Source organism: Acidobacteriota bacterium (genome assembly GCA_009861545.1).
Classification (GTDB): Bacteria; Acidobacteriota; Vicinamibacteria; order Vicinamibacterales; family UBA8438; genus WTFV01.
Genome location: VXME01000076.1, coordinates 42,233 through 66,927 on the forward strand (window position 1 = coordinate 42,233; position 24,695 = coordinate 66,927).

At 70.3% G+C, this 24,695-nt stretch carries 17 protein-coding genes; 15 read left to right on the forward strand and 2 right to left on the reverse strand.

Going from position 1 to position 24,695, the window contains the following annotated elements:
* Positions 1–36: 36 nt before the first annotated feature.
* The 11 genes from F4X11_12410 (at position 37) to F4X11_12460 (ending at position 13,455) form a co-directional block, all read left to right on the forward strand.
* Positions 37–282 carry a hypothetical protein gene (locus F4X11_12410; GenBank protein MYN65812.1) on the forward strand — a complete coding sequence of 82 codons (246 nt, stop codon included), beginning with the start codon at positions 37–39 and terminating at the stop codon, positions 280–282.
* Positions 279–689 (forward strand): type II toxin-antitoxin system VapC family toxin, encoded by a 411-nt coding sequence (locus tag F4X11_12415; GenBank protein MYN65813.1) that lies wholly within the window; start codon positions 279–281, stop codon positions 687–689. Before F4X11_12410 ends, F4X11_12415 begins: the two co-directional genes overlap by 4 nt.
* Before the next feature lie 264 nt (positions 690–953).
* On the forward strand, positions 954–3,422 hold the full coding sequence (locus F4X11_12420; protein ID MYN65814.1) for a DUF1592 domain-containing protein: 2,469 nt from the start codon (positions 954–956) through the stop codon (positions 3,420–3,422).
* The gene (locus F4X11_12425) at positions 3,422–4,783 is read left to right on the forward strand and encodes a DUF1552 domain-containing protein (GenBank protein ID MYN65815.1); all 1,362 of its coding nucleotides are present in this window, start codon (positions 3,422–3,424) and stop codon (positions 4,781–4,783) included. The genes F4X11_12420 and F4X11_12425 overlap by 1 nt, the downstream gene beginning before the upstream one ends.
* A gap of 130 nt (positions 4,784–4,913) precedes the next feature.
* Positions 4,914–6,449, forward strand: a complete 1,536-nt coding sequence (locus F4X11_12430; GenBank protein ID MYN65816.1) for an ankyrin repeat domain-containing protein — start codon at positions 4,914–4,916, stop codon at positions 6,447–6,449.
* Between the two features lie 137 nt (positions 6,450–6,586).
* Positions 6,587–6,847 carry a ribbon-helix-helix protein, CopG family gene (locus F4X11_12435; protein MYN65817.1) on the forward strand — a complete coding sequence of 87 codons (261 nt, stop codon included), beginning with the start codon at positions 6,587–6,589 and terminating at the stop codon, positions 6,845–6,847.
* On the forward strand, positions 6,844–7,128 hold the full coding sequence (locus F4X11_12440) for a type II toxin-antitoxin system RelE/ParE family toxin (protein ID MYN65818.1): 285 nt from the start codon (positions 6,844–6,846) through the stop codon (positions 7,126–7,128). The genes F4X11_12435 and F4X11_12440 overlap by 4 nt, the downstream gene beginning before the upstream one ends.
* Before the next feature lie 267 nt (positions 7,129–7,395).
* Positions 7,396–8,064 carry a Uma2 family endonuclease gene (locus F4X11_12445; GenBank protein MYN65819.1) on the forward strand — a complete coding sequence of 223 codons (669 nt, stop codon included), beginning with the start codon at positions 7,396–7,398 and terminating at the stop codon, positions 8,062–8,064.
* 98 nt (positions 8,065–8,162) lie between these two features.
* Positions 8,163–10,592: a DUF1592 domain-containing protein gene (locus F4X11_12450; GenBank protein MYN65820.1), complete on the forward strand. Its 2,430-nt coding sequence runs from the start codon at positions 8,163–8,165 to the stop codon at positions 10,590–10,592.
* Positions 10,589–11,941 (forward strand): DUF1552 domain-containing protein, encoded by a 1,353-nt coding sequence (locus tag F4X11_12455; GenBank protein ID MYN65821.1) that lies wholly within the window; start codon positions 10,589–10,591, stop codon positions 11,939–11,941. The genes F4X11_12450 and F4X11_12455 overlap by 4 nt, the downstream gene beginning before the upstream one ends.
* 20 nt (positions 11,942–11,961) lie before the next feature.
* On the forward strand, positions 11,962–13,455 hold the full coding sequence (locus F4X11_12460) for an ankyrin repeat domain-containing protein (GenBank protein ID MYN65822.1): 1,494 nt from the start codon (positions 11,962–11,964) through the stop codon (positions 13,453–13,455).
* Positions 13,456–13,953: 498 nt separating this feature from the next.
* Here the strand turns inward: F4X11_12460 and F4X11_12465 are convergent, their stop codons facing one another.
* Positions 13,954–15,522 (reverse strand): tannase/feruloyl esterase family alpha/beta hydrolase, encoded by a 1,569-nt coding sequence (locus F4X11_12465; GenBank protein MYN65823.1) that lies wholly within the window; start codon positions 15,520–15,522, stop codon positions 13,954–13,956.
* A 95-nt stretch (positions 15,523–15,617) separates the two neighbouring features.
* Positions 15,618–16,721: a cyclase family protein gene (locus F4X11_12470; GenBank protein MYN65824.1), complete on the reverse strand. Its 1,104-nt coding sequence runs from the start codon at positions 16,719–16,721 to the stop codon at positions 15,618–15,620.
* A gap of 257 nt (positions 16,722–16,978) precedes the next feature.
* Between F4X11_12470 and F4X11_12475 the strand changes: the two genes are divergently transcribed.
* The 4 genes from F4X11_12475 to F4X11_12490 all read left to right on the forward strand — a co-directional run bounded on the left by F4X11_12475 (position 16,979) and on the right by F4X11_12490 (position 24,677).
* Complete coding sequence (locus F4X11_12475; GenBank protein MYN65825.1) at positions 16,979–19,360, forward strand: DUF1592 domain-containing protein; 2,382 nt, start codon at positions 16,979–16,981, stop codon at positions 19,358–19,360.
* Positions 19,357–20,712 (forward strand): DUF1552 domain-containing protein, encoded by a 1,356-nt coding sequence (locus tag F4X11_12480; protein ID MYN65826.1) that lies wholly within the window; start codon positions 19,357–19,359, stop codon positions 20,710–20,712. Before F4X11_12475 ends, F4X11_12480 begins: the two co-directional genes overlap by 4 nt.
* A gap of 80 nt (positions 20,713–20,792) precedes the next feature.
* On the forward strand, positions 20,793–22,265 hold the full coding sequence (locus F4X11_12485; GenBank protein MYN65827.1) for a hypothetical protein: 1,473 nt from the start codon (positions 20,793–20,795) through the stop codon (positions 22,263–22,265).
* A 180-nt stretch (positions 22,266–22,445) separates the two neighbouring features.
* Positions 22,446–24,677: a carboxypeptidase regulatory-like domain-containing protein gene (locus F4X11_12490; protein ID MYN65828.1), complete on the forward strand. Its 2,232-nt coding sequence runs from the start codon at positions 22,446–22,448 to the stop codon at positions 24,675–24,677.
* The last annotated feature ends 18 nt before the right edge of the window (positions 24,678–24,695 follow it).

Sequence of the window (24,695 nt, forward strand, 5' to 3'; positions counted from 1 at the left end):
GACGGCATGCATGCATGCAGGTAGAGTCGCCATGTCATGCCTTCCACTCAATTGACGCTTCGCAACGTCGATCCCGAGCTCTCGAGACGGCTGCGAGCGATCAGTGAAGAACGGGGTGACAGCGTGAACAGTACGGTGTTGCGCCTGTTGCGCGACGCCGTCGGGTTGAACGCACGCCGTGAACGCCTGCGTCGCTATGCGGGCTGGACGGCCGACGATCTGGAAGAGTTCGATGCCGCGTTGCGAACCCAGCGAGTCATCGACGCACGGTCCTGGGAATGACAGGCGGCGCGAAGATCGTCCTGGACACCAGCGCGTACTCTCGTCTCCGCGGCGGGCATGCCGAAGTGCTCGAGCGGATGGCTGCGGCACGTGTGGTTGTCGTGCCGGTGACCGTGCTCGGGGAGCTCGATGCCGGGTTCGAGCTGGGCCGGCGCGCAATCGAGAACCGACGCGTTCTGGCCGAGTTTCTCGAAGAACCTTTCGTCAACGTGCTCGATGTGACCGTCACGACGGTTCGGCACTATGCGAGGATCTTTGCGGCCCTGCGCCGAGCGGGTACTCCCATCCCCATCAACGACGTGTGGATCGCAGCTGCAACGGTGGAGTGCAACGGGCACCTGCTGACCTTCGACCGCGATTTTTCCCGCATTCCGGATTTCGAGCACACCCTTCTGGCCGCGTCCTGAGCGGAGAGTCGGGCCCCCGCGTGGGGCCAACTCGGGCCGCACGGTTGACAATTGCCGCGGCTCGGCGTAGGTTGCGGGTTTAAAGCTGACACAAGTCCAGGTTCGTGTTTCTTTCGCCTTCGTCGCCTCGCGAAGCGGGTCGGAAGACACGGCGTCCGCGATCTCGCCGGCCTGCATCTCTCCGTCCGTTCGCGTCGGAGCCTCGCCCCCGGTCGTCCGTCATATGCCTCGTTCGTCCGGCACGCTCTTGAGGAGGGGAGGGTGGTGACCATGTCGTGGCTGTTCAAGGTGGCGACCGCAGCGGCGGTCGTGGTGGCGCTGGGCGCCCTGGCACCCCCCGCGAGCCATGCCCAGGCCGTGTCCGACGGGGCATCGGCGCGCGCCTTCGTGAATCAGTACTGCCTCGCCTGCCACAGCGACCGCGGCTTCGAGCGCGGCACGGTGCCGATATCGCTGCAGGGGCTCGACACGGACGATCTCGGCGCCCACGCCGACGACTGGGAACGGGTACTGCGGAAGGTGCGCAGCGGCATGATGCCGCCGCCGACGGCGCGGCGGCCGGACGAAGCCGCGATGCGCAGCCTGGTTAGCTGGCTGGAGACGGAGCTCGACCGCACCGCGGCCGCCAGTCCCCCGCTGGGGCGGCCGATGACGGTGCACCGCCTCAACCGCTCCGAGTACCGCAACGCGGTGCGCGACCTGATCGGGCTCGACGTGGACATCGAGGAGCTGCTGCCGCCGGACGACGCCGACGCCGAGGGCTTCGACAACAACGCGGAGGTCCTGACGGTCTCGACGACGCTGATGGAGCGCTACCTGACCGCGGCGCGGCGGATCAGCCAGCTCGCGGTGGGCGACCCGGCGCTGAGCTCGCGGTCCCAGTCCTATCCGGTGGCGCAGCTCGAGGTGCAGGACGACCGCACCAGCGACGATCTGCCGTTCGGGTCGCGCGGCGGCGTGTCGGCGGAGCACTATTTCCCGCTCGACGGGGAGTACGAGTTCAAGGTCGATCTGCACCGCAACTTCTACAACTACATCCGCGGCCTCGGGAACGCGCGCCACCGGCTCGATCTGCGGATCGACAAGGCCCTCGCCAAGACGTTCCTGGTCGGCGGGTCGTTCGAGGGCGAGCGCTGCGCGTGGAGCTACTGCGGCTCCGGCAGCGGCGGCTTCCCGGAGTGGGGCGCGTATTCCGTCCACGCGGACGAGTACCTGCGGTTCCGAATGCCGGTGAAGGCCGGGACGCGGCTGGTCGGCGTGTCGTTCCTGCGGCGGCCGGCGCTGGATGAAGGCGTCCTGCAGCCGCGGCCGAGCCCGGCGACGTTCGGCTGGAGCACCAACGACCGGCAGGACGGCAATCCGGACGTGGCCAGGCTGACCGTCACCGGGCCGTTCAACGGCAACCGGCCGACAGAGACCACGAGCCGCGGCAGGATCTTCTCGTGCCGCCCGGAGAACCCCGGTGCGGAGGCAGGCTGCGCGGAGGAGATCCTCGGCGATCTGGCGCGCCGCGCCTACCGGCGCCCGGTGACGGATAGGGACGTCACGGCGCTGATGAGCTTCTACGAAGCGGGACGGCGTGAGGGCGGCTTCGAGAGTGGGATCCAGGCGGCGCTCGAGTTCCTGCTGACGGACCCCGAGTTCGTGTTCCGCACCGAGCGCGCGCCGGTGGACGCCGAACCGGGGATCGCCTATCCGATCGGCGACCTGGAGCTCGCCTCGCGGCTGTCGTTCTTCCTCTGGGGGAGCATCCCGGACAATGAGCTGCTCGACCTGGCCGTCGAGGGGAGGCTGTCGGAGCCGGACGTGCTGGAGCGGCAGGTGCGCCGGATGCTGGCCCAGCCCCGCGCGCGGAGCGCGCTGGCCGAGAGCTTCGCCGCGCAGTGGCTCGGGCTCAACCTGTTGCGCAACGCGTTGCCGGACCCGACCGCGTTCCCCGAGTTCGACGAGAACCTGCGGGTCGCCATGCAGCGGGAGACGCAACTGTTCCTGGAGTCGCAGCTTCGCGAGGATCGCCCGCTGACGGAGCTGGTGACGGCCGACTACACCTTCGTGAACGAGCGCCTGGCCGAGCACTACGGGATCCCCGACATCCACGGGAACCACTTCCGGCGGGTGACGTGGGCCGACGACCGGCGCGCGGGCATCCTGGGCCAGGCGGGCATCCTGACGCTGACGTCCTACGCGAACCGCACATCACCGGTGTCGCGCGGCAAGTGGGTGCTGGAGAACCTGCTCGGGGCGCCGCCGGCGGAGCCGCCCGCCGATGTGCCCGACCTGGGGACCCGCGAGGAGGGGGCGCCGCCGACGTCGGTGCGCGAGCTGATGGAGGTCCACCGGAGAAACCCGGCCTGCGCCACGTGCCACCGCAACATGGATCCGCTGGGGTTCTCGCTGGAGAACTTCGACGCGATCGGGCGCTGGCGCACCACCGAGGACACCGGGGTGCCGGGCGAGGTGGGACCGCGCATCGACTCGTCGGGCGTGGCGCCGGACGGCAGCGCATTCGAGGGGGCGAGCGGCTTCCGGCACATCCTGGCGACCCAGGGCGAGTTCCTCTCGACGGCGACCGAGAGACTGCTGACGTATGCCGTGGGGCGCCGGCTGGAAGCGGCCGACATGCCCGCGGTTCGACGGATCCTGCGGGAGGCCGCGGCGGACGAGACCCGCTGGTCGGCCCTGGTTCTCGCAATCGTGAAGAGCGCACCGTTTCAGACGAGGAGGGTAGGCTGATGATCGTGACCAAGACGGTGATCCCGCGTCGTACCGTGCTGCGTGGCGTTGGAGCGGCGCTGGCGCTGCCGCTCCTCGACGGAATGGTGCCGGCGCTGACGGCACTGAGCAAGACGGCGGCGGCCCCGGCCAGACGCCTCGGCGTCGTCACCATCCCGAACGGCGCGCCCGTGGAGTTCTGGCAGCCGTTGAAGGCGGGGGCCGAGTTCGAGTGGACCCCGACCCTGAAGCCGCTGGCGCCGGTGCGCGAGCACCTGCTGGTGATGACGAACCTCGACAGCGTGGGGGCGGAGCGGGGCCGCGGCACGACCCATTCCCAGGCGGCGTCCGCGTTGCTGACCGGCGCGCGTCCGAAGCGCACCACCGGGGCGCAGCTCGAGCTGGGCATCTCGATGGACCAGGTCGCGGCCAATGCGCCGGGCGTGGGGCGCGAGACGCAGCTTCCCTCGCTGGAGCTGTCGATCGAGGGGGGCGACACCGTCTACGGGGTGGCCACCTGCGACGGCGGCTTCAGTTGCGCCTACCTGAACAACTCGTGGGCCAACCGCACGACGCCGATGCCGCGCGAGACGAACCCGCGCCTCGTCTTCGAGCGCCTGTTCGGCGACGTGGGGAACACGAGCGCCGATGCGCGCCGGGCGAACGTGAAGCGGCAGAAGAGCATTCTCGACCGGGTGATGGACAAGGCCGCCGACCTCAAGGTGGGCTTGGCGCCGTACGACGTGCAGAAGCTCGACGAGTACCTGGAGGCCGTCCGCGGCATCGAGCGGCGCATCCAGCTCGCCGAGCAGCAGGCCGACCGGCAGTTGCCGGAAGTGTCGTCCCCGGCCGGGATTCCGGTGTCCTACGAAGAGCACGTGCGGCTGATGTTCGACCTGATGGTGCTGGCCTATCAGACCGACATGACGCGCGTGATCTCGATGATGATGGCCCGCGAGGAGAGCGGCGCGACCTATCCGCAGATCGGGGTCACCGAGCCGCACCACCCCCTCAGCCACCACCGGGACATCCCGGAGAAGATCGAGAAGCTGGGGAAGATCAACGCGTATCACATGAAGCTGTTCAGCGAGTTCCTGGTCAAGATGCGGGAGACCCCGGACGGCGAGGGGTCGTTGCTGGACCACGCCATGATCATGTACGGCGGGGCGTTGCGGAACTCGAACCGGCACACGACCGAGAACCTGCCGATCCTGGTCGTCGGCGGCGGTTGCGGCGAGATCAAGGGCGGACGCCACGTGGTCTGTCCCGAGCACACGCCGCTGACCGATCTGCAGTACACGATGCTGCGCAAGCTGGGCGTCCCGGCTGAGAGCTTCAGCGGGAGCACGGACCAGATCCACGAGCTCTCCGGGCTGACCTAGGAGCTTGCGGCGTTGGAAGTTTCGCGCCGGCGAGACTTCCAACACACCCGTAAGGGCGGTCCGTCAGGAGCTGCGCTGAGGGGTTTCGCGGCAGCGAGACTCCCAACGCGCCTGAAGGGGCGCCGTCGGCATGGCGGCGCCTCTCGTGTCGGAGGCCCCGCCATGGGCGGGCTGGCGCGTACGGAAGATGCGGGACGGAGGGAGGTTCGGCATGCGGCTGAGCAGCAAGTGGATGGCCGTGGCGGCGGTGGCGTGGCTCGGGGTCGCGGTCGTCGCGGCGGGGAACGCCGACCTCCGGCTGATCGAGGCGATCCAGGACCAGGACCACGAGGCCGTGCGCGCGTTGCTGGCGGACAAGGTCGACGTCAATGCCGCCGAGGGTGACGGGGCGACGGCGCTGCACTGGGCGGTGGTGCGCGACGACAGTGAGGTGGTCGAGGCGCTGCTCGGCGCCGGCGCCGACGCGAACGCCGCCAACGACTACGGCGTGACGCCGCTCCTGCTGGCCTGCACCAACCGCAACGCCGTGGTGGTCGGCAAGCTCCTCGACGCGGGAGCCGATCCGAACGCGGCGACCGAGATGGGCGAGACGGCGCTCATGACGTGCGCGAAGACCGGCACCGCCGAGGCGCTGGAGGCGCTGCTCGACCACGGCGCGAAGGTCGACGCCCGGGAAGCGTCCCACGGGCAGACGGCGCTGATGTGGGCCGCGACCCAGGAGAACCCGGACGCGGTGCGGGTGCTGCTGGCCCGCGGCGCCGACGTGGACGCCCGGTCGGACACCCATCTGCTGCCCGTCAACCTGGGCGTCGGAAACCCCTTCGAGGACTTCGTGCTGCAACCGCAGCGCGGGTCCACGCCGCTGATGTTCGCGGCGCGGAACGGCCGCGTCGACAACGCCCGGCTCCTGCTCGACGCGGGGGCGGACGTGAACGTGAAGGCCCCGAACGGCGAGTCCGCGCTGGTGCTGGCCAGCTTCAGCGACCAGGGCAAGGTGGCGGCGTTGCTCCTCGAGCGCGGCGCCGACGCGATGGCTGCCGACGCGGGCTACACCGCCCTGCATACGGCGGTGTCGCGGGGCGATGCGGAGCTGGTGAAGGCGCTGTGCGCGCACGACGCGGATCCGAACGCGCGCCTCACGAACGGCAGCCTGCAGCAGCGCAACCTCAACTTCTACAGCCTGTCCGCACAATTGGCCGGGGCGACGCCGTTCTGGCTCGCCGCCAAGTACGCCGAGGTCGACATCATGCGCGCGCTGGCCGACTGCGGCGCCGATCCGTTGCTGATGCCGGACAACGGGATAACCCCGCTGATGGCGGCCGCCGGCCAGGGGTGGGCGACGAGAGCGAGCAACCGCCGCGGCCAGGGCATCGGCGTCGACGCGGCGCTGCTGCTGGTGCAGGCCGGTGAGCACTCGACACTCGAGGCGACCCGGATCGCGCTCGATCTGGGCGGCGACGTCAACGCGACGGATCCCGACGGGAACACCGCGCTGCACGCGGCGGTGCGGCTCGGGTACCAGGCGGTCGTCGACCTTCTGATCGAGCACGGGGCCAGGCTGGACGCCAAGAACAACAACGACCAGTCGCCGCAGGATCTGATGTGCATCGACGCGGAGGGCAGGCTGGTTCGCGGCCAGGGCCGCCGCGGCTCGTGCTCGGGCTGAGCCGGGAGAGCGACCCGCCGTCGGCATGCATTCGAGCGGGCCTGTTCAGGCCCGCTCTCTCATGTACGGGCCCTCTGTCAGCCACTCCGGACCCACGGTGTGTTAGCTTGTATACAACGTCACACAGGGATTCTGTCATGAGCACGACGCTCTCGCTGCGCATCGACGAAGACACGAAGGGCCGGCTCGAGGCCCTTGCAAAGCGGTCGCGACGGTCGAAGTCCTTCCTCGCCGCGGAGGCCATCGCCTCGTATGTGGAGGCCGAGAGCTGGCAGCTCGACGAGACTGCCGCCGGGCTGGACGACCTCGAACAGCGGCGTACGGTCGATCACGACGCCGTGGCGGAGTGGCTGCGATCGTGGGGCGCTCCGGATGAGCGAGAGCCGCCGGGCTCGTGACCATCGTCTGGTCCGCCCGGGCCGTTCGTCACTTGTCGCAGCTCCGCGCGCTCATCGCCAGGGACCGGCCAAATGCGGCACGGGAGACCGCTCTCGCCATCCTCTCCAGCGTGGATCTCCTCGCGGAGCACCCGGGGCTGGGAAGACCAGGGCGACTGCCGGGCACGCGCGAGCTCGTGGTGTCGGAAACCCCTTACCTGGTGCCGTATCGCGTCCGCGATGACCGCCTCGAAATCCTGGGGGTCTTCAAGGGCCGGCAGCGATGGCCGACCAGACTGTAACCGGCGCTCTTCCGGCGTTTGCGTCCTGAAGCGCAGGTGGTCAGCGGCTTCGCTTGCGTGGTGGTTATGGGCCGTCGTGTTGCTGGCGGTTGGCACGACACGTGCTTTGGTTTCCCTGCGACACCTCGACGTGGTGGCGGCGCCGCGGCGTGTGGTAGCGTGGGGAAGGTCGCGCGCCCCTTTGCGCCGCCCCGAGGAAACCTCGCGATGATCCGACCTGCGCCCGCCGTCGCTCCTATCGAGTACCCGAGTTCGGACGGCAAGCCGATGGCGGAGAACGACGCCCAGCGCAGCGCGATCATGTACGGGATCGGTGCGCTGAGCCGCCATTTCAGGGACCGCCGGGACGTGTACGTGTCGGGAGACCTGCTGATCTACTACGAGGAAGGCAATCCGCGGGTGTCGATCGCCCCGGACGTCTTCGTGGTGTTCGGCGTGGAGAAGCGCCGGCGGCCGAACTACAAGTTGTGGGAGGAAAGGCACGCGCCGGACTTCGTGCTGGAGGTTGCCTCGCCGAGCACGTGGCGCGACGACCTCGGGCGCAAGCGGTCGGTGTATGCCCGCCTCGGGGTGCGCGAGTACTGGCAGTACGACCCGTCGGGGGAGTTTCTGCCCGCGCGTCTGCAGGGCGAGCGGTTGACTCGGTCCGGCTACGTTCGTCAACCCGTGGCGACGGCGATCGACGGTACGCTGACGCTGCGCAGCGAGACATTGGGCCTGGAGCTCCGGGCGGCGCCGGAGCGGGAGATGCGCTTCAGGGACCCGGCGACCGGTGACGACTTGCGAAGTCACGACGAGGAAGCCGAGGGCCGCCTCGCGGCCGAGACCCGCGCCGCAGCCGCCGCAACCCGCGTTGCGGCCGCCGAGACGCGCGCCGCGGCCGCCGAAGCGCGGGCGGCCGAGCTGGAAGCGCTCCTCGGCGAGCGGTCCCGCTGACGGTAAATCGGTGTTGTGCAATTGCCGCGGCCGGGCAATAATGCGCGTTTACGGTTGGGTACAGTGTCCTGCCGCCTCGACGGACGAGGGTGCCGTTCATGACGAAGCGCAGTGTTCTTCTGTTGCGGGCCGGCGTCGTGCTCGTGATGCTGGTGGCGACCACCGGAACGGTGAGCGCCGGCCAGGCGGCGTCGGCGAACGCCACGCCGGAGCGGGCGCTCCTCGACCGGTACTGCGTCGCCTGCCACAACGATCGCCTGCAGACCGCGGGGCTGGAGCTCGACACGGCGGACGTCACCGACGTGGCGGCTGATCCCGCTCTGTGGGAGAAGGTCGTCCGCAAGCTGCGGGCGGGGGCCATGCCGCCGGCGCCGCGGCCGCGGCCGGACGAGGCGACCTATGCCCGGTTCATCGCGCGGCTCGAGAGCGAGCTGGACGCGGTTGCCGAGGCCGATCCGAACCCCGGGCGCACCGAAGCATTCCACCGCCTCAACCGCGCCGAGTACCGCAGCGTCGTCCGCGACCTGCTGGCCCTCGACGTCGACGTGGCGGAGTTGCTGCCGGCCGACGACGGCAGCTACGGCTTCGACAACATCGCCGGTGTTCTCGGCGTCTCGCCGACGCTTCTGGATCGCTATCTCTCGGCCGCGAAGAAGGTGAGCCGGCTGGCCGTCGGCAGTCCCGATCTGCCGCCCACCGCGCTGACGTTTCGCCGCTCGGCCGACGACGCGCAGGACGCCCGGCTCGCGGGCCTGCCGTTCGGTACCCGCGGCGGGATGGCGATTCCCTACAACTTCCCGGTGGACGCGGAGTACCGGATCCGGGTGCGGCTGAGCCGCGACACCGCCGACAACCTGGCGCCGTTCACCGACCGGCACGAGCTGGACGTCAGCCTGGACGGCGAGCACCTGCAGACGTTCACGGTCGGCGAGCCGGCGCCGGCGGGCGCGCCCCGAAACAGTCCCGAGTACCTCGAGTGGCGTACCCGGCAGCGGCGCGTCGACGACAACTGGGTGCTGCGCGTGCCGGTGCCGGCCGGTCCCCGGACGTTGCGCGTGGCGTTCCGCCAGAAGACTGCCGCCTACCCCGAGACGCTGCGGCAGCCGTACCTGCGGCCGTACACGAACACCACCGGTGGCGACACGCGCTACCAGCCGTACCTGGAGAGCGTCGTCGTCACCGGGCCGTACGAGGCGAGCGGGGCCCCGCCGGCCGTCGAGACGCCCAGCCGCGCGCGTATCTTCACCTGTCGTCCCGAGACGGGCGACGCGGCCGGCGCGCGGGAGTGCGCGAGCGACATCCTGTCGACGCTGGCCCGGCGCGCCTACCGCCGCCCGGTTACCGGGCGCGATCTCGACGTGTTGCTGGCGTTCTACGACGACGGCCTGCGGGACGGCGGATTCGAGGGCGGCATCGAGCTGGCGCTGCGGCGGCTGCTGGCCGGTCCCGAGTTCCTGTTCCGCGTGGTGCGCGACCCGGCCGCTGCCGCGCCGGGCACGAACTACCGATTGACCGACCTGGAGCTGGCGTCGCGGCTGTCGTTCTTCCTGTGGAGCAGCATCCCCGACGACGAGCTGCTCGACGTGGCGGTGTCCGGCCGGCTGCACGAGCCGGCGGTGCTCGAGGGGCAGGTCCGGCGCATGCTCGCCGACGAGCGCGCCTCGGCGCTGGTCGAGAACTTCGCGGGTCAGTGGCTCTATCTGCGCAACGTCCCGGCCCTGACCCCGGACGAGAACCGCTTTCCCGATTTCGGCGAGGCGTTGCGGCGGTCGATGCGGCGCGAGACCGAGCTGTTCGTCGAGAGCGTGCTGCGCGAGGACCGGAGCGTCCTCGATCTGCTGACCGCCGACTACACCTTCGTCAACGAGCGGCTGGCGCGGCACTACGACATCCCGAACGTCTACGGCAGCCATTTCCGCCGCGTCGCGCTGCCGGACGCCACGCGCCGCGGGTTGCTCGGCCACGGGAGCATCCTGGCCGCCACCGCGTATCCGACCCGCACGTCGCCGGTGCTGCGGGGTAAATGGGTGCTGGAGAACCTGTTGGGCACGCCGCCGCCGCTGCCGCCGCCCGACGTTCCGTCGCTCGAGGAGACGACCGGCGAGGGCCGGCCGCTCTCGATGCGCGAGGCGATGGAGCAGCACCGCGGCAACCCGGTCTGCTCGAGCTGCCACCGGCTGATGGACCCGCCCGGCTTCGCGCTCGAGCAGTTCGACGCGGTCGGCAAGTACCGGACGCACAACGAGGCCAACGCGCCGATAGACGCCTCCGGCATCCTGCCCGACGGCACCGTGTTCGAGGGGGCGGCCGGTCTGCGCGACGCGCTCCTGCAGCGGCCCGACCTGTTCGTGACGACGCTTACCGAGAAGCTGCTGACCTATGCGCTCGGCCGGGGCGTCGAGCACTACGACTCGCCGGCCATTCGCGCCATCGTCCGCGACGCCGAACGGGACGACTCCCGGTTCTCGTCGATCATTCTGGGCATCGTCGAGAGCGTGCCCTTCCAGATGAGGAGATCCGCATCATGATCATCACGAAGATGGCGCTGCCGCGCCGCACGTTCCTCCGCGGGCTCGGCGCCACCGTGGCGCTGCCGCTCCTCGACGCGATGGTGCCGGCGCTGTCGGCGATCTCGAAGACCGCCGCCGCGCCGGTCAAGCGCCTCGGCTTCATCTACCTGCCCAACGGGGCGGTGCTGCAGACGTGGACGCCGAAGGGCGCGGGGAGCGACCTGAAGCTGTCGCCGACGCTGAGCCCGCTGGCGCCCTTCCACGATCAGACGCTGGTCTACTCGCGCCTCGCCCACGGGCAGGCCGAGCCGCTCGGCGACGGCAACGGCGAGCACTCGCGGGCCAGCTCGGTCTGGCTGAACGGGGTGCATCCGAAGCACACCGAGGGCGCCGACGTGCGGGCCGGGATAACCGCCGACCAGGTGGCCGCGGCCAGCATTGGCGGCGACACGCCGCTGCCGTCGCTGGAGCTCGCCATCGACCTCGACTTCCTGGTGGGCAACTGCGAGAACGGCTATAGCTGCGTCTACATGAACACGGTGGCGTGGCGGACCGCCACGACGCCGCTGCCGATGGAGAACAATCCGCGCGTCGTCTTCGAGCGGCTCTTCGGCGACGGCGGTACGCGCGACGAGCGGCTGGCGGAGCTGCGCAAGGATCGCAGCATCCTCGATTCGGTCACCGACGACCTTGCGTACCTGGAGCGCGACCTCGGGAGCGCCGACCGGCAGCGGCTCGACCAGTATCTCGACGCGGTGCGTGCGGTGGAGCGGCGGATCCAGTTGTCGGAGGCGCAGGGCGCCGATGCCGCGCTGCCGGACGATCTGGACCGGCCCGCCGGCATCCCGGATTCCTACGAGGACCACGTCAAGCTGATGTACGACCTGATCTCGCTGTCGTTCCAGGCCGACATCACGCGGGTCTTCACCTTCATGGTGGGCCGCGAGCTCGGCGGCCGCCCCTACCCGCAGATCGGCGTGCCCGATCCGCACCACGGGCTGTCGCACCACCGCAACGATCCGGAGAAGCTGGCCAAGCTGTCGAAGATCAACCGCCACCACGTGGAGCTGTTCACCTATCTGCTCGGGCGGCTGCAGGACGCGCCGGACGGCGACAACACGCTGCTCGACAGCTCGATGGTGCTCTACGGGGCCGGCCTCGGCGACAGCAACGATCACCTGCACTACGACCTGCCGGTGCTGACGGTGGGCGGCAAGGCGGCCGGGATGCGGGGCGGACGGCACCTGCAGTACCCGAAGGACACGCCGATGACCAACCTGCTCATCAGCATGCTCTACAAGGCGGGCGTGCCGGCCGAGCAGCTCGGCGACAGCACCGGGCGGCTGACGGCGCTGACGGACGTGTAGGGGCGGCAGTCGAGGCGGTCATGACGAGTGCAGCATTACGGCGCCGTGCGAGCGTGGCGATCGCGGTTGCGGCCACGGTAGCGTTCATTGCCGGGACGGGCGTGGTCGCCGCGGCGGTCGACCTGCCGCTGATCGAGGCGGTGCGCGCGGGCAACGTCGAGCGCGCCCGGACGCTGATAACGAACGGCGTCGACGTAGACACGACTGACGGCGACGGCACGACGGCGCTGCACTGGGCGGCGCTGAGCGACGACGTCGGTACGGCGCAGGCGCTGATCGGGGCAGGCGCCGGGGTCGAGGCCGCCAATCGCTTCGACGCGACGCCGCTGGCGCTGGCCGCCGAGAACGGCAGCGTTGCCTTCATCGAGCTGCTGCTGGACGCCGGTGCGGACCCCGACGCGGCGAGCCCGGAGGGCGAGACCGCCCTGATGACCGTGTCCCGGACCGGTCGGGCCGACGCCGTGCGGCTGCTTCTCGATCGTGGGGCCGACCCGAACCGCGCGGAAGGCTGGCGCGGGCAGACGGCGCTGATGTGGGCGTCGGCCGAGAACAACCTGGCCGCCGCGGAGGCGCTTCTCGCCGGCGGGGCCAACGTTCACCAGCGTTCCACCGGCGGCTTCAGCCCGCTGATGTTCGCGGTGCGGGCCGGCTATCGCGCCATGACGCGGCTGCTCGTGGAGGCTGGCGCGAGCCCGGAGGAGACGCTCTTCGACGGGACCAGCGCGCTGGTCCTGGCGACCAAGAACGGCCACTACGAGCTGGGCGCGTATCTCCTGGACGCCGGCGCCGATCCGGACGCGGACGACCAGGGCTGGACCGCGCTCCACGAAGTCAAGTGGACGCGCCGGCCGAACCTCGGCTTCAACAACCCGCCGCCGATCGTGACCGGCTCGATGTCCGACCTGGAGTTCATCCGCAAGCTGGCCGAGCACGGCGCGGATCTCGACGCCCGGATGACGAAGGAGCCGCAGAACCGCTACCGGAACGTCCTGAACCGCATCGGCTCCACGCCGTTCCTGCTGGCCGCGAAGGCGGCCGACGTCGAGATGATGCGCGTGCTCGTCGAGCTGGGCGCCGATCCGCTGCTGCCCAACGAGGACGGCACCACGCCGCTGATGGTGGCGGCCGGGGTCGGCATCTGGGCGGTGGGGGAGAGCCCCGGCACCAACGAGGAGGCGCTCGAAGCCGTCCAGTACGCGCTGGATCTCGGCGGGGACGTCACGACCATCGACGACAACGGCGACACCGCGCTGCACGGCGCCATCATCCGCGGCTCCGAGCCGCTGGTCCGCTTTCTGCTCGACCGGGGCGCCGACATCGAGGCGACCAACGAGAAGGGCTGGACGCCGTACCGCATCGCCAAGGGCGTCTTCTACTCCAACACCGGCAAGCGCTGGGCCGAGATGGAGGTGCTGCTCCTGGAGCTGGGCGCCGACCCGTCCAGCGCCACCGGCGCCGACAACACCATCTCGGACTGGACCATCGACGACCCGGTTGTCCCCGACGTGCGCTGACCGGGGTCACCGCCGGACCCCACGAGCCAACCGTCGCCTGCCTTCGCTGGCTACGCTGCCTTCGCTATCATCATGCGATGGGTGGTGAAGCGGCGGATCGGCGTTTCACGAAGCGGTGGAACGCGATGCGGTGGCCGTGTTGTGAAGCGGCAGATGGTGGTCGCCGAGTGGCGACGCGCGTCCGAGTCGTTGAGCGCGGCCGAAGTCTTGATGCGTGAGGGCTGTCATGCCGATGCCGTATCAAGGGCGTACTACGCGCGCTCGAACGGAAGGGAATCATCGTGCATTCCGGTCAGCCGAAGGCGCCACGCGCGCCATTGGGGAAGAGGCCGGGCGCCCTGAAGCGGTTCCTCGACGATCGGAACGAGTGAGCGCTTGCCTTCGCCGCCATTGCCTGCCCGATGCCGCGGCTCTTCTCGATTCCGTGGCTCAACCAGCGCGACGTGCTCCCGCCCCGGTCGCCCGGGGCGGGAGCGTCCATCCCTCCGAAGGACTAGTCTAGTCGCCGGACGGCATGCGGCAGGCGAAGTTCTCCGCCTCGTCCGTATTGCCGCTGCCGGTGTAGACCGCCTGTGCCGGATACGGGCAGAGCGGCCGGGTTCGATCCACCTCGCCGTCCCGCACGCGGGAAGCGACGATCTGGTCGGGCGCCTCGCCCTCCTCGACCCAGCGCTCGAGCGCGGCCAGCATGTCGAAGCGGCTCGGCCCGGCGCCGCCGCCGCAGTGGCCCATGCCCGGCGCCATGAAGAGGCGGAACGAGTCGTGGACCTCGTTGCGGCTGCCGACCGTATCGATGACGCGGTTGTAGTACTGCGTCACGTTGGCCGGCGAGATCTGCGGGTCGCTCCAGCCGTGGTAGGAGAGGAGCTTGCCGCCGCTCTCGAAGAACGGCTTCAGGTTCGGGTCGAGCGCGTTGAGGGTGTCGTTGTCCCGATCCTCGGCGAGCACGATGTCCGTCTCGAAGTTGAACTGGTCGACGGTCCACTCCGGATCGGCGAACGTGAGATAGCGGAACTGCTCGACCCCGGTCGACCGTGCGGAGTTGGTCCAGCCGAAGTCGGTCCAGCCGAGCTCGCTGCCCGGGAGCAGACCGGTAATGGGACGCCCCGTCTTCGGGTTTTCGGGGGACGAGTAGAGCATCCGTACCGTGCTGACCTGGGCCGCGGACAGACACGACTCGTCGCCGGCGTCCTCGCAGAGCAGCGTGCCCGGATCGAAGTCGCAGCGCTCGGGGTCGCCCACCACGCCGTCCTCGACGCCGTCACTGGCGTCGCAGGCGGCGAGCACCGCGTCGTGCACGAGCTGCCGGTCGGCAGCGAGGAGCCGCATCGACTCGTCGGCTTCCAGCGGCTTCGCCACGCGGAGCGAGCCTCCCGCGCGGCCGGTCCAGTCGAGGCCCGGCGCGCCGGCGATGATGCCGTCGAAGACCTCCGGGAAGCGCTGCGCCGCCTTCATCGCCTGCCGTCCGCCGGCCGAGCAGCCGTTCCAGTAGGAGTAGCGCGGCGCCTCGTTGTAGTGCGCCTCGATGGCGGCCTTGGAGACGACGGTCATCTCGTGGATCGAGCGGTAGCCGAAGTCGATGACCTTCTCGGGGTGGCCGAGGCCGAAGCTGGCCGTGTTGCCGACGTGGCCGGTGTCGGTGGAGCTGCTGGCGTAGCCGAGCGCGACCGCCGCGGCCATGTTGCCGTGGCGGATGGAGCCGGTGAACGCGCCGTTGCCCACCGCCTGGTACTTGCCGTTCCAGCCCTCGGCCGGCAGCCAGACCTCGACCTTGATGTCCGAGTCGTCGGACGGCGTCAGCGTGGCCGACACGCGGCAGAAGGCCGGCAGACCGGCGTAGACAGCCATCTGCGCGGGGCGCCCGCCGCCCGGCGGGGTGAACCCGCCCGCCCCGACCAGCTCCGCGCCGGTGATGGTGGTGTTGGGCAGCGAAAGGGCCATCACGCGGTCGCACGCGGCGGCCTGCGCGGCCTGGGCCGCGACGAGCTCCTGGCTGTCGCCGTGGGTGAGGACGATGCCGACTACGGCTATGCCGACGCCGACGGTAGCGGCGATCACGCGTTTCATGTTTGCCTTCCTTTCCTGGTCCGTGTGTCCGACTGGCTCGCTGGAGGTCGCGTGACACTACGGAAAGAACGCGAGCCTGATCAGGTCTTCCGAGTCTAGAACATCGCGATCGGGTTCACGGGGCTTCCGGTGCCGCGGGCGACGTTCAGCGGCAGCCCCATGAACATGAACTCGTAGCGGCCCTCCTCGGCGCACGCGGCGGCCAGCGGCTCGAGCAGCGCGTTGTCGAGCAGCGCGACGCCGAAGTTGAACAGCACGCCATGCATCGGGAACGCGAGGTTGTAGGGGTCGGGACGCGCGTCCATCATGTCCCAGCCGAGGAGCGCGACGTCGTGGTCGCGTACGAACTTCGCGCAGGTGGCGCTGAGACCGGGGCGGTCGCCGCCGCCGTACTCGCCGCCGGCGCGTACGTAGGCATCCTTGCCGCTGTAGACGAGCAGCGCGTCGCCGGGCTCCACGGTCACCCCGTGCGCCTCGGCGATCGCTTCCAGCTCCCAACCCTGCACCGGCCGGTCCGGCGTGACGTGCGGCTCGCCGCGGTGGCGCGGCACGTCGAGCAGGACGCCCTTCGTGACGATGCCGTCGCTCCAGGCGTCGATGGCGCCCCAGGCGGCGCCCTGCGTGGTCACCCCGGTGTCCGGGTCGTGGCCCTGCCACATCCCGTCGACGTCCCACATGTGACAGAGGGCGTCGATGTGCGTGACGGTCTGACCGTGGTAGATGAAGCCGAGATAGTCGACGCAGACGCCCGCGCCGTTCGGACGCGGACTCTTGCGGATGAAGTGCTGCTCCGGCTCGAACACCCGGCTCATCGAGACCCTGCGGCCGTTGCGGACCAGACGGGCCGCCGCGGCGCTCTTTTCCGGCGTGATGAGGTTGACCGCGCCCTTCTGGTCGTCGTCGCCCCAGCGCCCCCAGTTGCGGAGGTCGCGATACCACGACTCCACCTCGGCCTGCGAAGGCATCGGCCGGTCCGACTGCCCGGCGACCGGCGCGATCCTGGCCGCTGGCGTCCCGGCAGCGGCCGTCTGCCGTGTGTGGCGTTCGAGGAGTTCCGAAGGGGAGAAGGCCCCGCCGGGCACCGCGTTGCCGGGATGGGCTCCGCCCGGGGTGGTTCCGCGCGCGGCGGTAGCGACTCCCGCTCCGGCTGCTGCCGCGCCGATGGTCGTCAGGAACCGTCGTCGTGAAGAGGCCATCATCTGCCGTCCTTTCTTGCGCTCGGGCCGGCATCGCCCGCCAGTCGGCGACAGGCCTCCGGCGTCGTCCTGCACGGGCGCCGCACGTCCGAGGCGCGGAGTCGCGGAAGACGAGACCGTCAATGCTACCGCAGCCGGATGCCGATTGACACGCTGCGTTTCGTTCGTTCAAACTAGGCTGCTTTCTCGCCGTTTGCGGGGTGTCTTCCGCCCGGCGCCTGGGCTGCCAGCGCCGCCGGACCCCGCCCGAGGCCACAGAGATGCAGAGAGTCCCGCGTTTCGCGCTCGCTTTGCTGGTGGCTGGTTTCGCCGCCGCCGTGATCGCCGCGCCCGCGGCCGGACAGCAGGCGGCCGACGGCGTCGACGGTCAGGCGCTCGTCGACCGCTACTGCGTCACCTGCCACAACGACCGCCTGGAGACCGGCGGCTTCTCTTTCGATCCGCTCGACGCCGCCGACGTGGCGGCGCATCCGGAGGCGTGGGAGAAGGTGGTGCGCAAGCTGCGCGCCGGGGCCATGCCGCCCCGCCCCCGCCCGCGTCCCGACCAGGAGGCCTACGACGGCTTTCGCACGTGGCTCGAAGGGGAGCTCGACGCCGCGGCGGCGGCGAGCCTGGACCCGGGCCGGACGGAGACGTTCCACCGGCTCAGCCGGACCGAGTACCGCAACGCCGTCCGTGACCTGCTCGCCCTCGATGTCGATGTCCAGGATCTGCTTCCGGCCGACGACACGAGCTACGGCTTCGACAACATCGCCGGCGTGCTCGGCGTGTCGCCGACCCTGATGGAGCGGTATCTGTCGGCCGCGCGCAAGATCAGCCGCCTCGCCGTCGCCTCGCCGGTGCCCTCGCCGACCGCGGAGACGTTTCGGATTGCTTCCGATCTGGGGCAGGACCGCCGCATGGATCGGCTGCCTTTCGGCACCCGCGGCGGCATGGTCGTCGACTACAACTTTCCCGAAGACGCGGAGTACGTCTTCGAGGTTCTTCCGGACGGACCGCTGCGCATCGAGCCGCACGACCTGGAGGTCACCATCGACGGCGAGCGGATCGCGCTGCTCACCGTCGGCAAGGCGCCCGACCCCGACGATCCGCGCGGTCTCTACACGCCGCAGATCGAGACGCTCGAGGTGCGCACGCCGGTCACCGCCGGGCCGCACGCGGTCGGCGTCGCCTTCCTGCGCAAGACGTCGGCGGAGCCGGAGGGGATCCGCAAGCTCTACCTGCGGCCGTTCACCGGCGAGGGTTCGGGGGGCGACTCGCGCTTCCAGCCCTACGTCGAGAGCCTGACGATTGCCGGGCCGTACGAATCCAGCGGCGCCCGGCCGGTCGAAGGGACGCCGAGCCGCGACCGCATCTTCACGTGCCGTCCCGGGCCGGGAGCGGGCACGGCAGAAGAAGCCGCGTGCGCGCGGGGGATCCTGTCGGCAATCGCGCGGCGTGCGTACCGCCGGCCCGTGGCCGACGATGACGTCGAGCGGCTTCTGACCTTCTACGAGCGGGGACGCGCAGGAGGCAGCTTCGACACCGGCGTCGAGATGGCGCTGCGGCGGCTGCTGGTCAGCCCCGAGTTCCTGTTCCGCGTCGAGCGCGATCCGGAGGGTGTCGAGGCCGGCGAGAGCTACCGGGTCAGCGACCTGGAGCTGGCGTCCCGGCTGTCGTTCTTCCTCTGGAGCAGCATTCCGGACGACGAGCTTCTGGACGTGGCTGAACGCCGGGAGCTGAGCGTCCCGGCGGTCTTCGAGGCGCAGGTCGAGCGCATGCTCGCCGACCCGCGGTCCGAGGCCCTGGTCGGCAACTTCGCAGGTCAGTGGCTGACGCTGCGCAACGCCGCCGCCGTGCAGCCGGACGAGGACGAGTTTCCCGATTTCGGCGAGAGACTGCGGCAAGGCTTCCGGCGCGAGACGGAGCTGCTGTTCTCCAGCGTGCTTCGCGAGGACCGCAGCGCCCTCGACCTGCTGAACGCCGACTACACCTTCGTCGACGAGCGGCTCGCCCGGCATTACGGCATTCCGAACGTGCGCGGCAGCCACTTCCGCCGCGTGGCGCTGGAGGACGGCGCACGGGGCGGCCTGCTCGGCCACGGCAGCATCCTGACCGTGACGTCCTACGCCAATCGGACGTCGCCGGTGAACCGCGGCAAGTGGGTTCTGGAGAACATCCTCGGGACGCCGCCGCCGCCGCCGCCGCCGGACGTGCCCGACCTGGAGACGGCCGAGGGCGGTCAGGCATTGTCCATGCGCGAGGCGATGGAGCAGCACCGTGCGAACCCGGTCTGCGCGAGCTGTCACCGCTTGATGGATCCGCTCGGGCTGGCGCTGGAGAACTTCGACGCGATCGGCCGCTGGCGCGACCGCGGCGAGACGCGCGGCGCGATAGACGCGACCGGAGCGCTGCCGGACGGGACGCCGTTCGACGGGCCGGCGGGTCTCAAGGATGCGCTGCTGCGCCACCCGGAACGGTTCGTCACGACCGTGACCGAGAAGTTGATGACCTACGCCCTCGGGCGGGGCATCGAGTATTACGATGCACCGGCGGTGCGCGCTATCGTTCGCGGCGCCGCCGAAGACGGGTACCGACTGTCATCGCTCGTCAAGGGCGTCGTCCGGAGCGCACCGTTTCAGATGAGGAGATCGCCGTCATGATCATCACCAGAACGTCACTGCCCCGGCGGACCTTCCTGCGCGGGATGGGCGCCACCCTGGCGCTGCCGCTGCTCGACGCGATGGTGCCCGCCGCGACCGCGCTGGCGAAGACCGCCGCGCGGCCGTCGCCGCGGCTCGGCTTCATCTACATCCCGAACGGCGCGAACATGGCGCAGTGGACGCCGGCCGGCGACGGCGGGACGCTGTCGCTGTCGCGGAGCCTGAAGCCGCTCGAGAAGGTGCGCAGCCACGTGGTGATCCCGACCGGCCTGGATCACCGGCAGGCCGAGGCGTGGGGCGACGGCAACGGCGAGCACTCGCGGGCGAGCGCGGTCTGGCTGAACGGCATTCACCCGAAGCGGACCGAGGGCGCCGACGTGCAGGCGGGGACCACCGCCGACCAGATCGCCGCCGCCGCGCTCGGACAGGAGACGCCGCTGCCGTCGCTCGAGCTGGCGTTGGAGAACAGCTTCGTCGTCGGCAACTGCGACAACGGCTATAGCTGCGTCTACACGAACACGTTCTCGTGGCGCACGCCGACGACGCCGCTGCCGATGGAGCACAACCCGCGCGTCGTCTTCGAGCGGCTGTTCGGCGAGGGCGGCACCGAGGAGCAGCGTGTCGCCCGGCTGCAGGACGACCGCAGCATCCTCGACGCCGTGCGCGAGGACATGGCGCGCCTGGAGCGGACTCTCGGCGCCGCCGACCGCTCGCGCGTGACGCAGTACCTGGACGCGGTGCGCGAGATCGAACGCCGCATCCGGCGCTCGGAGGCGCAGTCCGACGCGGCGCTGCCCGAGGTGCTGGAGCGGCCGGTCGGCATTCCCGAGTCGTTCGACGAGCATGCCCGGCTGATGTTCGACCTGCAGGCGCTGGCCTTCCAGGCCGACATCACCCGCGTTTTCACGTTCCTCATCGGGCGCGAGCAGACCGCGCAGAGCTTCCCCGAGATCGGCGTTCCCGACCCGCACCACGCCATGTCGCATCACCAGATGGACGCGGAGCGGCTCGAGAAGTACGCCATGATCAACACCTACGAGGTGAGCCTGCTCGCGGGCTTCCTCGAGAAGCTGCAGGCGACGCCGGACGGCGACGGCACGCTGCTCGACCAGTCGATGATCCTCTACGGCGGCGGCATCAGCGACGGCGACCAGCATTCGCACCTGGATCTGCCGTTGATCCTGGCCGGCGGCGGCGCCGGCACGCTGAAGGGCGGACGCCACCTGAAGTACGAAGGCGAGACGCCGATGACCAACCTGCTCGTCAGCATGCTCGACAAGGCGGGCGTGGCCATCGACGAGTTGGGCGACAGCACCGGCCGGCTGCCGATGGAGACGCTGAGCGGCGTGTAGGAGCCTGCGCCGCAGAAGATGGTGCCGCCGCGAACGACGCCGGGCCGGCGTGGGTCGAGACGGCACGAGGAACAGGCGAGATGAAGACCACTTGGCGCATCGCGGCCGGCGTGTCGGCGGTGTTGCTCGCGAGCGCCGCATCGGCTGCGGCCGCGGACACGCCTCTTTTCGACGCCGTCAAGGCGGGCGACACGGCCGCGGTGGAGAAGCTGCTGGCCGACGGCGGCGACGTGCGCACGGCGGAGGTCGACGGTGCCACGGTGCTGCACTGGGCGGCCCACCACGACCGCCTGGAGATTGCCGGGCTCTTGCTGGGCGCCGGCGCGGCGGTGGACGCGGCCAACCGTTACGGCGTGACGCCGCTTGCGCTCGCCTCGGTCAACGGCAGCACGCCGATGATCGCGCGGCTGCTCGAAGCCGGGGCCGACCCCAACCTCCCGAATCCCGAGGGCGAGACGCCGCTGATGACGGCGGCTCGCACGGGCAACGGCGCGGCCATCGAGAGCCTGCTGGAGCACGGGGCCGAGGTGGACGCGGTCGAGGGGTGGCGCGGACAGACGGCGCTGATGTGGGCGACCGCGCAGAACCAGACGGCCGCGGTCGAGGCGCTGCTCGCGGCCGGGGCCGACCCGAACGCCCGCTCCGCGCGAGGCTTCACGCCGGTTCTGTTCGCGGCGCGCGAGGGGCACGTCGACGTGCTGGAACCGCTCGTCCGCGCCGGGGCCGACGCTGACGACGCGCTGCCGTCCAACGGCATGAGCGCGCTCGTCCTGGCCGTCTACAACGCGCAGTACGACTTCGCGAAGGCGCTGCTGGACCTGGGGGCCGACCCCGACGCGGCCGGCAACGGCTGGAACGCGCTGCACCAGGTGGTGTGGACGAACCGGCCCAACCTCGGCCGGAACCCGCCGTTCCCGGTGCCGCTCGGCGAGCTCGACGCGTTCGATCTCGTGCGCGCCCTGGCCGGGGCCGGGGCGGACCTCGACGCCCGCCAGACCGGGGAGCCGCGCGACGGCAACCGCAACATGCTCAACCGCATCGGTTCGACGCCGTTCCTGCAGGCGGCGAAGGTGGCCGACGCCGAGATGATGCGGCTTCTCGTCGACCTCGGGGCCGACCCTTCGATCACTACCGAGGAGGGCGTGACGGCGCTGATGGCGGCGGCCGGCGTGGGCATCTGGAAGATCGGCGAGAACCCCGGGACCAACGACGAGGCGCTCGCGGCGGTCGAGCTGGCGTGGGAGCTGGGCAACGACGTCAATGCGGCCGATACGAATGGGGACACGGCGCTCCACGGCGCGATTCACCGCGGCGCCGGCAACATCGTCCGGTTCCTGGTGGAGAAGGGGGCCGACATCGACGCCGTCAACGGCAAGGGCTGGTCGGCGCTGTCGGTGGCTCAGGGCGTGTTCTATCCGAACACGTTCAACCGGCATCCGGAGCTGGTGACGCTCCTGCTCGACCTCGGGGCCGACCCGGCCGCCGGCTCACGCCGGCCGGAGGACCTGTCCCCGGCGGAGCGGCTGGCGTTGGCGCAGCAGCAGGATCAGTGACCCGCGCCGGCCCGGTCCCGGCGCCCGGCAGGCGACGAGCGCGGGTCGGGTGGCCGGGCTACGCGATATCGTGCAAACGAGCGGGCGGCGCATGGTGAACGACCGAGCGACGCATGGTGAACGACCGAGCGACGCATCGTCGCTACTTGGATGGATGACGAGGATCCAGGAGGAGACAACATGAACGCGCGGACACAATCGTCATGGCGCACGTTGGCGCGTCTCGGCGTGGTGAGCGCCGGCCTCGCCGCCGTGATCGCGGCCTTCGGGGCGGCGCCCAACGCCCAGATGGCCGAGGGCTACATCAGCGGCGTCGTCGAGAGCGCTCACGGCCCGGAGGCGGGCGTGTGGGTCATCGCCGAGACGGAGGAGCTCGAGACGAAGTTCGCCAAGATTGTCGTGACCGACAACGAAGGCCACTTCGTGCTGCCGCAGATGCCGGACGCGACCTACGACGTGTGGGTGCGCGGCTACGGCCTGGTGGACTCCGAGAAGGTGCGGCTTGCACCGACCCGGGAGGACGTCAGCCTGACCGCCGTCATCGCGCCCGACGAACAGGCCGCGGCGCAGGTCTACCCCGGCAACTACTGGTACTCGCTGATCGAGCCGCCGGCCGCGAGCGAGTTCCCCGGCACCGGTCCGGACGGGAACGGCATTTCGCCGAACCTGCACAGCCAGGCCGCGTGGATCGACATCATGAAGCAGGGCTGCCAGCTCTGCCACCAGCTCGGCAACACGGCGACGCGCGTCGTGCAGCACCGCGACGACTTCGACTCGACCGTGGCGGCCTGGGACCACCGGGTGCAGACCGGCCAGCGCGGCAACCAGATGAGCGCGGCGATGAGCCGCTTCGGCCGTGAGCGCGCCCTGGAGATGTTTGCCGACTGGTCAGATCGCATCGCCAACGGCGAGACGCCGCCGCGTCCGCCGCGCCCGTCCGGCGTCGAGCGGAACCTCGTCGTGACGCTGTGGGACTGGGGCGTGGACAGCTCCTTCATCCACGACGAGATCACCACCGACAAGCGGAACCCGAGCGTCAACGGCCACGGGCCGGTCTACGGCGTGTCGGCGGGCCACGGCACGCTGACGGTCGTCGACCCGGTCGAGAACACCGCGGTCGAGCTGAAGATCCCGGTGCGGCCCGAGGATCCCGACTCGGTGCCCTCGCGCTTCCCGCAGATGCAGCTCCAGCCGTCCTACTACTGGGGCGACCAGTTGTTGTGGGGCGCCGGCGGTCCGGACGGGCGTGAGAACTCGTCGGATCCGCACAACCCGATGATGGACCAGGACGGCCGCGTCTGGATGACGTCGACCGTGCGTGCCCGCCCGAACCCCGACTGGTGCCGGGAGGGGTCCGACAACAAGTTCGCGCAGTACCTGCCGCTGTCCGCGAGCGGACGGCAGGCGTCCTACTACGACCCGGAGAGTGAAGAGTTCGTCCTGATCGACACCTGCTACGGTACGCACCACCTGCAGTTCGGCGAGGACAAGAACGACACCCTCTGGTTCAGCGGCGACAGCCAGTCGATCGGCTGGATCGACACGAAGGCCTACGACCTGAGCGGCGACGAGATCGCGTCGCAGGGCTGGTGCCCGACCGTCATCGACACCAACGGCGACGGTGTGATCACCAAGCCGTGGAACGAGCCGAACCGTCAGGGCCAGGTCGAGATCGACCCGGCGCTCGACACCCGCACCGTCGGCTTCGGGTACGGCATCATTCCCAGCTCGATCGACGATTCGGTCTGGATCACCCGCACGGGTCCGTTCCCGGGCCGGCTGGTGCGCCTGGACCGCGGCGACAATCCGCCCGAGACCTGCATCGCGGAGGTCTACGAGCCGCCGTCCATCGAGAACCCGAACGTCGACGCGTCGCAGACCGGCTTCGCGCCGCGCGGCATCGACATCGACCGCCACGGCGTCGTCTGGACCGCCCTGTCGGGCAGCAGCCAGATGGCCAGCTTCGACCGCTCGAAGTGCGCCATCACGAGCGGTCCCGAGGCGACCGGCCAGCACTGCCCCGAGGGGTGGACGCTGTACAACGTTCCCGGCCCGCAGATGAAGGGCGTGGAAACGCCGGGCAGCGCCGACTTCCACTACTACAGTTGGGTCGACCAGTACAACACCCTCGGGATGGGCGAGAACATCCCGATCGCGAACGGCTCCGGGTCGGATTCGCTGCTGGCCCTCGATCCGGAAACCGGCGAGTGGACCACGCTGCGGGTGCCGTACCCGATGGCGTTCTACTCGCGCGGGCTCGACGGCCGCATCGACGATCCGACGACGGGGTGGAAGGGCCGCGGCCTGTGGGCCAACTACGGGGCCAACTACGTCTGGCACACCGAGGGCGGCAAGGGCACCAAGAGCAAGATGGTGCACTTCCAGCTCCGGCCCGACCCGCTAGCGAAGTAGGTCGGACGCACTCGCAGC